The sequence below is a fragment of the Skermanella pratensis genome (genome assembly GCF_008843145.1).
GTDB classification, from domain to species: domain Bacteria; phylum Pseudomonadota; class Alphaproteobacteria; order Azospirillales; family Azospirillaceae; genus Skermanella; species Skermanella pratensis.
The window spans coordinates 5,314,321-5,326,750 of the sequence record NZ_CP030265.1 but is presented as its reverse complement, the minus strand read 5'-3'; the positions used below and the strand labels follow the sequence as shown (position 1 = coordinate 5,326,750).

Sequence of the window (12,430 nt, the reverse complement as noted above, 5' to 3'; positions counted from 1 at the left end):
ACAGTTGCAGGTAACCGATGTAAAAACAGGGAAGAGGACTACGAGATGAAAGCAGCGTTCGAGGGCATAACGAGCAAAGACTCCGTTCAATCGGCTCCGCTGCGCTCATTTCCGGCGGCCACCGGGACTGCATCGGCGCCTGCGGCCGTACCCAGACCGACCGGCACCAAGTCCAAGGACGTCGCGGGCGACGTGCGGCTCGACGTCGCCAACGTCTACAAGATCTTCGCCGACGACCCGAAGCCGGCCCTCGACATGCTGAACGCGGGCGCCACCAAGGATGAGGTGTTCAAGAAGCTGGGCGTCACGGTGGGCGTCAAGGACGCCAGCTTCCAGGTCCGCAGCGGCGAGATCTTCGTGATCATGGGCCTGTCCGGATCGGGCAAGTCGACCATGATCCGGCTGCTCAACCGCCTGATCGAGCCGAGCGCCGGCAAGATCGTATTCGACGGGCGCGATCTCGTGCAGATGTCCAAGAAGGAGCTGATCGGCGTCCGCCGCAAGGACATGAGCATGGTGTTCCAGTCCTTCGCGCTGATGCCCCACCTGACCGCGCTCGACAACGCCGCCTTCGGGCTGGAGATCGCCGGCGTGCCCAGGCAAAAGCGGCACGAGGCCGCCCTGGAGGCGCTGGAGCAGGTCGGCCTGGGCCAGTACCACGCGCGCTATCCGCGCGAGATGTCGGGCGGAATGCAGCAGCGCGTGGGCCTTGCCCGGGCGCTCGCCAACAATCCGACCATCATGCTGATGGACGAGGCGTTCTCGGCCCTCGACCCGCTGATCCGGACCGAGATGCAGGACGAGCTGCTGCGCCTCCAGCGCGAGCACAAGCGGACCATCATCTTCATCTCCCACGATCTGGACGAGGCCATGCGGATCGGCGACCGCATCGCCATCATGGAGGGCGGCAGCATCGTCCAGGTCGGCACCCCGTTCGAGATCCTGCGCAACCCGGCCGACGACTATGTCCGGTCCTTCTTCCGCAACGTGGACGTGTCGCGCGTGCTGCGCGCCGGCGACGTCGCCCATTTCCAGGAATCGACCGCCGTCGTCCGAACGCCGGGCGTCCTCCAGCCGGCGCTGGACAAGCTGGCCGGGGGCAACCAGGAATACGGCTATGTCCACGACCAGGACCAGCGTTACCAGGGCACCGTGTCGCGCAGCTCGCTGGAGCGCGCGCTGGCGGCGGAGGACCAGCCCCGCTTCGTCCACGCCTTCCTGCCCGACGTCGATCCGATTTCGGCCGAGGCGCCGCTCCACGAGGTGATGCGCACCGTCGCATCCACCGAGTGCCCGGTCCCCGTCGTGGACGGAGAGAACAAGCTGGTCGGCTCGATCTCGCCCTCGTCCCTGCTGAAGACCCTGGACCGGGAGGGCTGAACCGATGGACTTCCAGATCCCGCTCGACATCTGGGTCGAAGACCTCGTCAACTACATCCTCGACAATTTCCAGCCGTTCCTGGACGGCATCGCCGCCGTGGTGGACGGTTTCGGCGCCTCGATCGACGGGGCGCTGCTGGCCCTGCCGGTCTGGCTGATGGTCGTCCTGCTGACCGCCTTCTCCGGCTGGCGGGTCAGCCTGCGCTTCGGGCTGTTCACGCTGGTGGCCCTCCTGCTGATCGTCTCCATGGGCCTGTGGACCGAGACGATCTCGACCCTGGGCCTAGTCCTGGCGGCCACCATGCTCAGCCTGATCCTGGGCGTGCCGCTGGGCGTCTGGATGGCGCGGAGCAAGCTGGTCGAGAGCATCTCCAAGACGACGCTCGACTTCATGCAGACCATGCCGGCCTTCGTCTACCTGATCCCGGCGGTCATGTTCTTCGGCCTGGGCCGGGTCCCCGGCATCATCGCCACCGTCATTTTCGCGATGCCCCCGGCGGTGCGCCTGACCGCGCTGGGCATCCAGCAGGTCCCGGTCGAGATCGTCGAGGCGGCCCGCGCCTTCGGCTGCACCGACCGTCAATTGCTGTTCCGGGTGCAGCTTCCCAACGCCCGGCCGTCGATCATGGCGGGCATCAACCAGACCATGATGCTGGCGCTGTCGATGGTCGTGATCGCCTCGATGATCGGCGCCGGCGGCCTGGGCAACGTGGTGCTCCAGGGCATCCAGCGGCTCGACATCGGGCTGGGCTTCAAGAGCGGCCTGGCCGTCGTGCTGCTCGCCATCATCCTGGACCGCATCACCCAGAGTTTCGGGGCCAAGGCGGCGGCACCCTCCAAGGGCCGCTTCGTGGTGCCCGCGTTCCTGCAACGGCTGATGCCGTCGCCGGCCCGTTCGAACCCGACGCATTAGGCGCCGGGCAATAATCAGAATGATGATACAGGAGGCTAACAGAACATGGGAATTTTTTCCAGGACTTTGAGCATTGCCGCGGCTTCGACCGCCGCCGCCGTGATGGTGGCGGCGCTGGCCGGCCCCGCGCAGGCCGCCGAGAAGAAGATCAATATCGGGTGGACGGCCTGGTCCGACGCCGAGGCGGTGACCACGCTGGCGAAGAAGATCATGGAAGACCGGATGGGCTACACGGTCCAGCTGACCATGGCCGACATCGGCATCCAGTACCAGGGAATCGCCACCGGCAACCTCGATGCCATGCTGATGTCGTGGCAGCCGCTGACCCACAAGCCCTACCTGGACAAGGTCCGCCAGGACGTGGTCGACCTCGGTCCCATGTATACCCGCGCCAAGCTGGGCTGGGTGGTTCCGGCCTATATTCCGGAATCCGAGCTGAAGAGCATCGAGGATCTGAAGAAGCCCGAGGTCAAGCAGAAGCTCGGAAGCAAGATCCAGGGCATCGATCCCGGGGCCGGACTGATGCAGGCGTCCGAGACGGCGCTGAAGGACTACGGCCTGACGGACTATCAGCTGATCTCGGCCAGCGACGCCGCGATGCTCGCCGGCGTCGAGCGGGCCGAGCGCCGCAAGGAGTGGATCGTCGCCACGAGCTGGAGCCCGCACTGGATGTTCGCCAAGCACGAGCTTCGCTATCTGGACGATCCCAAGGGATCGCTGGGCGGACTGGAGAGCGTCAACAAGCTGGTCCGCAAGGGCTTCTACCAGGACCAGCCGGAGGCCTACGAGTTCCTGGGCCGCATGGTGCTGCCGCTGGCCGACGTCGAGGCGATCATGTTCGAGGCGCAGGGCAGCAGCTACGAGCAGGCGGTGGACAACTACATCAAGAACAATCCGGAGCGGATCGAGTATTGGGTCACCGGCCAGATGAAGGCGGGCTGAGCGGCCGCCGACATCGATCTTGAGTTCGAAACACCTACGCAGAAAAGATCACGCGGGTCAGTTCGGAGGCCGCGGTGCGGCTCTCCAGCGGCCGGCCTTCCAGGGTGGCCAGCGGCCTGACGCCCAGGCTGTTGGTCACGGCGATCGCCGTGGCGTTCATTAGCTCCTCGACCGTGACGGGGCGCTCGGCCACGGAGAGGCGCTCGATCGAGAGGCCGCGGGCGATGCCGGGCAGCGCTCCCTCGCCGACAGGCGGGGTCACCAGCACGCCGTCGATCACGGCGAAGACGTTCCCGACCGTGGCCTCGGCCAATCGGCCGCGTGTGTTCAGAATCATGGCGTCGTCGGCGCCGCGGTCGGCCGCCTCGCGCCGGGCCAGGATGCCGTCGAGATAGTTCAGGCTCTTGAGCCGGGAGAGCGGCGACAGCTCGTTCCGGCAGGTAGAGCGGGCGATCACCGCATGGGCCGGCGTCGGGGGCGGGGAGGCCGGTGCCGCCGTCGCCAGCAGCGTCGGCCGGGGCGCGTCCGGCGGAAGCAGGCCGCGCGGCGCCGGTCCCCGCGTCAGGGTCAGCCGCACCGCAGCCTCCGCCGTTCCCGTTTCCGCCAGCAGGGAGGCGATCCCGGCGGCGATCTCCGGCGCATCCATCGGTAGCGGGATGCCCAGATCAGCCGCACCGCCGGCCAGCCGCGCCAGGTGGCGATCCAGGTGGCAGGGCCGACCGTCCGCCACGCGGATCGTCTCGAACAGCCCGTCTCCCAGCGTGAAGCCCCGGTCGGCCGGGTCGATCCGCGCCTCCCCCGCCGGGACCAGGGCGCCGTTCAGCCAGACCTTCATCGGACCCTCCAATCCGGCCTCCATTTTGGATCTGCCGCCCGCAGCAGCGGCGTGATCTTCACCAGCATCTCCTCGTACTCCCGCGCCGGGTCGCTGTCGGAGACGATGCCGCCGCCGGCATGGGCGGCGATGCGGTCCGGCGTCACCATCAGGGTGCGGATCAGGATGCTGCTGTCCATGGCGCCGTCGAAGCCGATCCAGGCCAGCGCGCCGCAATAGGGACCGCGCCGGCAGGCCTCCAGCTCGTCGATGATCTCCATGGCGCGGATCTTCGGAGCGCCGGTTACCGATCCGCCGGGGAAGGTCGCGCGCAGCAGCCCGACCGGGCCGACGCCGGGGCGAAGATCCGCCTCCACCACCGAGACCAGGTGATGGACGCTGGCGAAGCTCTCCAGGGCGCACAGGCTGGGCACCGTGACGCTGCCGGTCCGGGCGACCCGGCCCAGGTCGTTGCGCATCAGGTCCACGATCATCAGGTTCTCCGCGCGGTCCTTGGCGCTGGCGGCGAGGTCGCGGGCGTTTCGGGCGTCCTCTTCCGCCGTGGCGCCGCGCGGCAGGGTGCCCTTGATCGGCCGGGTCTCGACATGGCCATCGGCCGACAGCTTCAGGAACCGTTCCGGCGACACGCTTGCCAGCGCCAGCCTCGGGCCGCAGGCGGCATAGGCCGCGAACGGCGCGGGGCTCAAGGCGCGCAGGCGCCGGTAGAGGTCGAACCCGCCCAGTTCCGCCGGCCGGCCGGCGGTGAAGCGGCCGGTGAAGTTCGCCTGGAAGATGTCGCCGGCCCGGATGTATTCCAGCACCCGGCCGACCCGCCGCTCGTACTCCGCCCGCTCCAGCTCCGCCCGCCACGGCCCGGCCGCAGGGGGCGGCTCCGCCGGGGGCGGCGGTGCGGCTTCCAGCCGTGCGGCCACCGAGTCCAGCTTTCCGGTCCCGCCGATCGAGGTGATCCAGCAGCGCCGCTCCCGGTGGTCGAAGGCGACGACCACGTCGTAGAGGCCGACCGCCATGTCCGGGATGCCGAGATCGTCACCGTGGCGGCACGGCAGGCGCTCCAGGTGACGGCCCAGGCCGTAGCCGAGGAAACCGGCCGCCCCGCCGCACCAGGGCGCCGGCCCCGCGCCTGGGGCTACCGGGCTCCGCCCCAGCTCGGCCTCCAGCACGGCGAAGGGATCGCCTGTTGCCGGCAGCCCGTCCACATCGACGCCGCCCGGGCCGGCCAGGATCGTGTGGAAAGGCTCGACCGCCAGGTAGCTCCACCGGCTCCGGGCATCGCCGTCGGCGGCACTGTCGAACAGCACCGCGAAGGGGTCCGACGCCCAGGGGGCGAAGGCCGGGACGGGGTCGCGCCAGGGGATCTCTCGGATGATCATGGTCTCGTCGGGCGATGTCGCGCTTTGAGAGAAAAATGACGCATTTGCGGAGGCTCGGCCAGTCCGTCCGTCGCACCATCGGCTTCGGGCGGGACGAGCGCCCGATTGCCGCGGGAGAGCCTTTGCATGTCGACGATGGTTGCATCCTCTTTGGAAAGCCTGCTCCGGCGGCGCAAGCCGGGCTATAGCCTGGAAGCGCCGTTCTATACCAGCGGCGAGATCTTCGAAGCGGACCTCGACATCATCTTCCGGCGCCACTGGATCTATGTGGGCGTCGAGCCCGACGTTCCGGAGCCGGGCGACTGCATGGTGGTGGACATCGGCGCCGCCTCGGTCATCATCGCCCGCGACGACGACATGGGCCTGCGGGCCTTCCACAATGTCTGCCGGCACCGGGGCGCCCGGCTGGTGCTGGACGAGAAGACGACGGTCGGCAACATCGTCTGCCGCTACCACCAGTGGACCTACGGCCTGGACGGCTCGCTGCTGTTCGCCGAGCACATGGGGCCGGGCTTCGACACCGCGTGCCACGGCCTGAAGAAGGTCCACCTGCGCAACGTCGCCGGCCTGATCTTCATCTGCCTGGCCGCCGAGCCGCCCGCCGACATCGAGGACATGGCGCGCGACCTGGAGCCCTATATCGCACCCCACGACATCGCCAACGCCAAGGTGGTGCAGCAGATCGACCTGGTCGAGGAGGGCAACTGGAAGCTCACGATGGAGAACAACCGTGAATGCTACCACTGCTCGGTCAACCACCCCGAACTGACCATCCCGCTCTTCGCCTACGGCTTCGGCTATTCGCCGGACGAGGTCGACGATGTCGGCCGCGAGCAGATCGCCCGCTACGACGGGCTGGTGCGCGACCTGGAGACCCGGTGCGAGGCGCGGGGCATCGGCGCGCGGGAGATCGACCATCTGGACGACCGGGTGACCGGCTACCGCGCCCAGCGCCTGCCGATCGACCAGCACGGCGAGTCCCAGACGATGAACACGCAAGTTGCCTGCAAGAAGCTTCTGGGCGGGTTGAACGACGCCAAGCTCGGCGGGCTGTCGGTCTGGACCCAGCCGAACTCCTGGCACCACTTCATGAGCGACCACATCGTGACCTTCTCGGTGCTGCCGCTGGGGCCGGAGCGCACGCTGCTGCGCACCAAGTGGCTGGTCCACAAGGACGCGGTCGAGGGCGTGGACTACGACCTGCGCAACCTGACCTCCGTCTGGGCCGCGACCAACAACCAGGACGGCGAGCTGGTCGGCTACGCCCAGTCGGGCGCCCGCAGCCCGGCCTACGAGCCCGGCCCCTACTCGGTCCATACCGAGATGCTGGTCGAGAAATTCACCAACTGGTATGTCGGCCGCATGTCGGCCCACGCCCTGGCCCCCGAATTCGCCGACTGCGGCGCACGCTGAGCGGAAGGCAGGAAACCGGTGATGCTGATGACCGATGCGCCCACCGTGGGAAGGTCCGTGGAGGACACCCTGGCTTCCCAGGTCACCCGGGAGCTGCCGGGCTGGGACTCGGAGATCGACGATGTCCTGGTCTGCCGGCAGGTCCGCGACGAGACCCACGACGTCAAGACCTTCGTCTTCTCCGCGCGGGAGCCGCGCCTGTTCCGCTACAAGCCCGGCCAGTTCATCACCCTGGACCTGCCGATCGGCGGCCAGGTGATCAACCGCTGCTACACGATCTCCTCCGCGCCGACCCGCGGCCACCTGATCTCGATCACGGTCAAGCGGGTGCCGGGCGGGGCGGTCTCCAACTGGCTGCACGACACCCTGAAGCCGGGGATGGAGCTGCGCGCGGTCGGCCCGCTGGGCGACTTCACCACGATCGACCATCCGGCGCCGAAATTCCTGTTCCTGTCCGGCGGCAGCGGCATCACCCCGCTGATGTCGATGGCGCGCACATATCACGACCTCGCCCAGGACCGGGACATCGTGTTCGTCCACAGCGCCCGCAGCCCGGCCGACATCATCTTCCGGAGCGAGCTGGACCTGATGGCCCGCAACCTGCCCCGGTTCTCGACCGCCTATGTCTGCGAGACGACGGACACCGAGCGCGCCTGGAGCGGATTCCGGGGCCGGCTGACCCTGCCGATGCTGCGGCTGATCGCACCGGACCTGGAGGAACGCACCGTCTTCACCTGCGGCCCCGCGCCCTACATGGCGGCGGTGCGGTCGATGCTGGCCGAAGCCGGCTTCGACATGCGGCGCTACCATGAGGAGAGCTTCGACTTCGCGGCCCTGGCCGAGGCCCAGCCCGACGCGGCGGCGGCTTCGGCGGTGGTGCCGGTGCCGCCGCCGGCAGCGGTCGCGCGCACCTTCCGGGTGGAGTTCGCCAAGACCGGCCGGGTGATCGAATGCGATGCCGGGACGTCCATCCTGAGCGCCGCGCGGATGGCGGGCATGCGCCTGCCGTCGTCCTGCACCAAGGGACTGTGCGGCACCTGCAAGAGCAAGCTGGTCGCCGGCAGCGTGGACATGAAGCACGGCGGCGGCATCCGCCAGCGGGAGATCGACGCGGGGCAGGTGCTGCTGTGCTGCTCCAAGCCGACCAGCGACGTGGTGGTGGACCGGTAGGCGGGGTGCTGGTCGGGGGAGCGGGTGCTGACCCCCGGGAGTAAGGCCGGAAACGTCATCATCTGTCGTCATGCGCCGCGGCTCCGTCGGGGAGCTCGGGGCGCGGGCGTGGGTCCGACTTCCTCCCGCGCCGGCGGGGGGGGCGCAGCACCGGCAAGGGCAGCCGGCCGCCGGCTGCGTGGACATGAAGCACGATGTCGGAATCCGCCGGCGCGATTGTCGACACCCCTGGGGTAAGGCCGTGAATGTCATGATCCGTCATCACTCGCCGTAGCCTCCTGCGAGCATCCGGGCCCGGCTCCTCCATCGGCCGCCGTCCGTCGCCGAACCCGGCACGTTGCCGCATCCGTCTTCCGGTTTTCTCGCGGATGCGTATGGGAAGGCCGGGCAGGTCCGGATCGCTGGCATGCCCGGCCGGAAGCTTCCGGGCGGCGGGCCTGTGCCTGGATGGCGGCGTCGGGCATGGCGGGCAGGGGAATCGCTTGAAGGCGCTCAGGCAGTTCCAATTATGAGGGAGTGGAGGTAACCGGTTGACCAGGAAGCTTTTTTTCGACGGACCTTGAGGCTGTTTTTATCTGTGGCGGATTTCAGCAGGTTGACGGCAATACGCTTGATCAGGCCCATGTTCCTAGCGCCATAGCCTTTGCGGACGCGGGCATGGTCGTCGCGGAAGACGACATCGAGCACCCAATGCAGCGAATTCTCGATTTGCCAATGGGAGCGGACTACGGCGGCGAACTCAGCAGCGCTCATCGGTCGGGAGCACAGGAAGCAGCGCCGGGTGACGGTGGTCTTGCCGTCGCGCTCGACCTCGGCCTCGACCATGCCGACCGCGCCCAATCCCGGCCAGGCGTGGCGCCGGTTGAGTGTGCTGACGTCGTGCAGGATGAAGTGCCGGCGCACCTCGTTCCGCCCGTGATCGGCGTCTTCGGTCCGCACCATGTCGAGGCCGAAGCCGTCCTCGGCCCGCCCCTCGGCGATGGCGCGCTGGATCGAGCCATACAGGGATTTCTGGTTGCCTTTGATCGCCAGCACGTAATCGGCCTCGGCTTCAACGATCTGCTCGGCGATGGCGCGCTGGCAGCCCATGGCGTCGATCGTCACCAGGGCGCCCTTGAGCACCAGTTGGTCGAGCAGGCGCGGGATCGCGGTGATCTCGTTGGACTTGCCGGTCACCGCTTCCTGGGCCAGCACCAGACGCTGGCCACACGCCCAGGCCGAGACCAGATGCAGCGGTCCGGCACCCCGCCGGCTGCCGCTGCGCCGCATGGTCTTGCCATCGATCGCGATCGTCTCCGGCACGGCGATCTCCTCGGCTCCCGCCGCACCGCGCAAGCTGTTGATCCAGCTGACGAAACAATCCTCGAACAGGGCCGGATCAAGCGCCCGGACGACGTCGTTGAGGGTGTCGTGGCTGGCGATGCCGCGCGCAAACGGCTCAAAGCTGCGCAGAAAGCTCAGGTGCTCGCGTCCCCAGAGCGCCATCTCGACAAAGTCGTCGCACCCGCTCAGCGTTCCGCATAGCACGACCAGAAGGATCTCCGGCAGAGGATACAAAACCTTGCCACTCTGCCGCGGGTCCTCCAGCGCACTGAAGTGCGCCAGCAACCCGGTCCCCGCCGCCGTAACCGCCATCGAAACCTCCTCCTCAAGGAGATTCCTTTGAATCACATCCCGACAATCCAGGGAATCCTACAATGACAGCCCTTCAAGCGATTGCCCTGGCATGGCGGGGCTCTTCGGGAGAGATGGATGATAGGCTTTTACGCCTATTACCATGAGATTTCCATCCCGTTCATCGGGGTGGGGTTTCTTCCCGCTTGAAACCGTCAGGTTGATTGCCGCCCGGCCATTCGCCGGTGCCGGGGCGATCCAATCAGGCGGGCAAGGATCTGGTTGCCCCCGTCCTATCCGCTCTGAACCCTTTCCCCGGCTTATGGAGAGCCCCGGGATTGTCATGGAAACTTTGAAGGCATCCGTATTTTCTCAACCTAAAGCTTCGCCTTCGTGCCATCCCTGAGATACAACTCACAGACATTCCGGCCCGGGACGTGGACAATCCGGGTTCGTGGCCTCGGCAACTCGCGTCCGCGCCGGATGCCGGGGCTTCTGTTCGTCTGGCACGTTGGGGTTTGGCTCTGAATGAAGTCGCGTTTTTCGCGTAAGTGGTTCCTTTTCCTCGTCACCGGTCTGTTCCTTCTCGGCGGCGGCGCCTATGCAGGTTATCTCAAGATGCGCGGCATTCCGGGCTGGTTGAGCTACGAGGCCGCCGAATCCGAGCCGACGCGGCGGGACGAGGCGCTCCGGTCGGCGTTTCTCGATCCCGCGGCTGGGGTGGAGGAGCGGTACGAGGCTTTGTTCACCTACTTCATGGAAGGGTACATGACGTACCGCTCGCCCAGGGGCGAACGGGTCCAGTACCCCGGTGCGCCGAGCGGGGCGGGGTATGCGATCAACGGCCTCGAAGGGTTCGCCAGGACCGCGGTCCTCGCGGCGGCCTGGATCCATTCCGGCCGCGATCCGGTGGTCCGGCTCGGCGGCGGCATCGGCGAGGTGGATCTGGTCGAGGTCCTGCGGGCCGGGGTGCTGGCCGGGACGGACAGGGACGGCGACGCCTATTGGGGTGACCTGCGGGACTACAACCAGCGCACCGTCGAGGCCGCCGATGTCGCCCGCATCCTGTGGGTGACCCGGGATCGCATCTGGGACCGCCTGAGTCCTGCCGAGCGGGACCGGATCGGCGCCTGGCTGTCCCCGGCCCTGACGGTGAGGGTCCGAGACAACAACTGGCACTTCTTCCCCCTGATGGTCGGCATCGTGCTGAAGGACCTGGGTGTCGCGGGCGCCGAGGTTCCGTTGCACCACTACAAGGCCATACTGGGCCACTACCGCGGCCACGGCTGGTTCTTCGACAACCCGGAGGGCATCGACTTCTACAACGCCTGGGGCATCAGCTACGAGCTGGCCTGGATCCGGATGGTCGATCCCGACTTCGACGCCGACTTCAACGCCGATGTCCTCCAGGCATCCACCTCGAACATCCTCCACCTGATCAGCCCCAAGGGTGTTCCGATCATGGGGCGCAGCGTCTGCTACCGCACGGCGATCCCTGCCGCCGTCGTGGCCGAGGCTGCCGCGGCACCCGAGAACGTGGCGCCGGGGCAGGCGCGGCGCGCCCTGGACGCGGTGTGGCGGCATTTCGTGGAGCGGGGCGCCCTCCGGGGCGGGCAACTGACCCAGGGCTATTACGGCCAGGACCTCCGGTTCGTCGAGGCCTATACCGGCACGGGAAGCTGTCACTGGGGCCTAAGGTCGCTCGTCATGGCCTTTCTCCAGCCGCCCGGATCGCCCTTCTGGACCGATCCCGAGCAGCCCCTGCCGGTGGAGGTCGCCGACTACGACCTTGATCTGGAAAAGATCGGCTGGAAGGTTTCCGGGCGCCGGGCGACCGGCGACATCACGATCGAGATCCCCGCCAACCCGGACGTGGAGCATCCGGTCGGCAGCCACACGCTGCTGCGCCGGACCATGGAGACCCTGACGAGGCGGCTGTACCGGCCCTACAACCATGCGGTCAAGTACGACGGCCGGTTCTACTCGACCGCCGAGCCTTTTCCGACGCGGCAGTGAGGCGGAAAGGGCGGTGAGGCGGCTACGGCGTGGCACCTTATGCCGATAGGTGCCAATGCGTATCGGTGGCATATCCCCACATAATCAGGCTGTTTCCGACCTTGATCACGAGAATGATCAACCTTGACGCAATAGCCCGCGATCTTTGGCGTTCGCGAAAGGGGAGCCGTCCGAAACCTCCCGCAGTGTTTTTGCCAGGATGCGGACATGAAGAAACGGGCACTGGGCAACACTCTTCGTTCCGTCCGGCTGGTGGATCCTTCGCCGAACGGCCGGAGGGATGGAGAGTCGCCCGCCTCCATGCCTTCCCAATCCGACCAGCCTTCAGCCGGGCGTGCGGCCCGGGGCCTTTCCGCCGTACAGGCCAAAGGGCTGATCCGACTTGTCCGGCAGTCTATAGCAGAGGCCGATCGCAAGGGCTGGGTGATGGTCTGATCGCCGTCGATGGCTCGGCGATATCATCGCTAGAGCAGTACCCGACCAGATCGATCCGGCCGGGGCAGCCGGGCCGATGCGTTAGGCCGTGGCCTAACGCATCGCGGCGAATGGAACGGCAGGCTGCATGGACCGGAACGGTTCAACTTGGTCGGAAACCGCTCCAATGGCGACCTGCTTCTCGACGAGATGAAGATCGGCACGACCATGGTGCGACGACTGGCACGGGGATCGGCCCACCCCTTCATCGGGTATCAGTTTCATAAGCCGAACGACTGTTTTGCTCTCATCAAGCTGGTTTATGCCGGCACGGAAGAATTCGACGGTTTCTGACGGAAAGCA

The 12,430-nt window shown here is 67.3% G+C and carries 10 protein-coding genes; 7 read left to right on the top strand and 3 right to left on the bottom strand.

The window, feature by feature from the left end; genetic code table 11:
* Positions 1–45 precede the first annotated feature (45 nt).
* The 3 genes from proV to DPR14_RS24485 are packed head-to-tail and all read left to right on the top strand — an operon-like array spanning position 46 to position 3,235.
* A complete protein-coding gene (proV, locus tag DPR14_RS24495; RefSeq protein WP_158047480.1) occupies positions 46–1,380 on the top strand; it encodes a glycine betaine/L-proline ABC transporter ATP-binding protein ProV in 1,335 nt (444 codons plus the stop codon).
* Between the two features lie 4 nt (positions 1,381–1,384).
* Positions 1,385–2,293: an ABC transporter permease gene (locus DPR14_RS24490; RefSeq protein WP_158047479.1), complete on the top strand. Its 909-nt coding sequence runs from the start codon at positions 1,385–1,387 to the stop codon at positions 2,291–2,293.
* Positions 2,294–2,338: 45 nt separating this feature from the next.
* On the top strand, positions 2,339–3,235 hold the full coding sequence (locus tag DPR14_RS24485; protein WP_158047478.1) for a glycine betaine ABC transporter substrate-binding protein: 897 nt from the start codon (positions 2,339–2,341) through the stop codon (positions 3,233–3,235).
* Positions 3,236–3,269: 34 nt separating this feature from the next.
* Here DPR14_RS24485 and DPR14_RS24480 read toward each other — a convergent pair whose 3' ends face one another.
* Positions 3,270–4,070, bottom strand: a complete 801-nt coding sequence (locus DPR14_RS24480) for an aminotransferase class IV (protein WP_158047477.1) — start codon at positions 4,068–4,070, stop codon at positions 3,270–3,272.
* Positions 4,067–5,440: an aminodeoxychorismate synthase component I gene (gene pabB, locus DPR14_RS24475; protein WP_158047476.1), complete on the bottom strand. Its 1,374-nt coding sequence runs from the start codon at positions 5,438–5,440 to the stop codon at positions 4,067–4,069. The genes DPR14_RS24480 and pabB overlap by 4 nt, the downstream gene beginning before the upstream one ends.
* A 126-nt stretch (positions 5,441–5,566) precedes the next feature.
* Between pabB and DPR14_RS24470 the strand changes: the two genes are divergently transcribed.
* On the top strand, positions 5,567–6,853 hold the full coding sequence (locus DPR14_RS24470; RefSeq protein WP_158047475.1) for an aromatic ring-hydroxylating oxygenase subunit alpha: 1,287 nt from the start codon (positions 5,567–5,569) through the stop codon (positions 6,851–6,853).
* A gap of 21 nt (positions 6,854–6,874) precedes the next feature.
* Complete coding sequence (locus tag DPR14_RS24465) at positions 6,875–8,023, top strand: FAD-binding oxidoreductase (RefSeq protein ID WP_246148558.1); 1,149 nt, start codon at positions 6,875–6,877, stop codon at positions 8,021–8,023.
* Between the two features lie 492 nt (positions 8,024–8,515).
* Here the strand turns inward: DPR14_RS24465 and DPR14_RS24460 are convergent, their stop codons facing one another.
* The gene (locus DPR14_RS24460; protein WP_158043337.1) at positions 8,516–9,658 is read right to left on the bottom strand and encodes an ISAs1 family transposase; all 1,143 of its coding nucleotides are present in this window, start codon (positions 9,656–9,658) and stop codon (positions 8,516–8,518) included.
* Between the two features lie 507 nt (positions 9,659–10,165).
* On the opposite strand from DPR14_RS24460, the gene DPR14_RS24455 reads away from it, so the two are divergent.
* The gene (locus DPR14_RS24455; RefSeq protein WP_158047474.1) at positions 10,166–11,653 is read left to right on the top strand and encodes a DUF2264 domain-containing protein; all 1,488 of its coding nucleotides are present in this window, start codon (positions 10,166–10,168) and stop codon (positions 11,651–11,653) included.
* Positions 11,654–12,235: 582 nt separating this feature from the next.
* Positions 12,236–12,421 carry a hypothetical protein gene (locus DPR14_RS24450; protein WP_158047473.1) on the top strand — a complete coding sequence of 62 codons (186 nt, stop codon included), beginning with the start codon at positions 12,236–12,238 and terminating at the stop codon, positions 12,419–12,421.
* Positions 12,422–12,430: the final 9 nt, after the last annotated feature.

Coding starts and splice junctions, on each gene's coding strand:
- DPR14_RS24485 (WP_158047478.1), top strand. CDS start 2,339: ATGGGAATTTTTTCCAGGACTTTGAGCATTGCCGCGGCTTCGACCGCC.
- proV (WP_158047480.1), top strand. CDS start 46: ATGAAAGCAGCGTTCGAGGGCATAACGAGCAAAGACTCCGTTCAATCG.
- DPR14_RS24490 (WP_158047479.1), top strand. CDS start 1,385: ATGGACTTCCAGATCCCGCTCGACATCTGGGTCGAAGACCTCGTCAAC.
- DPR14_RS24480 (WP_158047477.1), bottom strand. CDS start 4,070: ATGAAGGTCTGGCTGAACGGCGCCCTGGTCCCGGCGGGGGAGGCGCGG.
- DPR14_RS24470 (WP_158047475.1), top strand. CDS start 5,567: ATGTCGACGATGGTTGCATCCTCTTTGGAAAGCCTGCTCCGGCGGCGC.
- DPR14_RS24455 (WP_158047474.1), top strand. CDS start 10,166: ATGAAGTCGCGTTTTTCGCGTAAGTGGTTCCTTTTCCTCGTCACCGGT.
- pabB (WP_158047476.1), bottom strand. CDS start 5,440: ATGATCATCCGAGAGATCCCCTGGCGCGACCCCGTCCCGGCCTTCGCC.
- DPR14_RS24460 (WP_158043337.1), bottom strand. CDS start 9,658: ATGGCGGTTACGGCGGCGGGGACCGGGTTGCTGGCGCACTTCAGTGCG.
- DPR14_RS24465 (WP_246148558.1), top strand. CDS start 6,875: ATGCTGATGACCGATGCGCCCACCGTGGGAAGGTCCGTGGAGGACACC.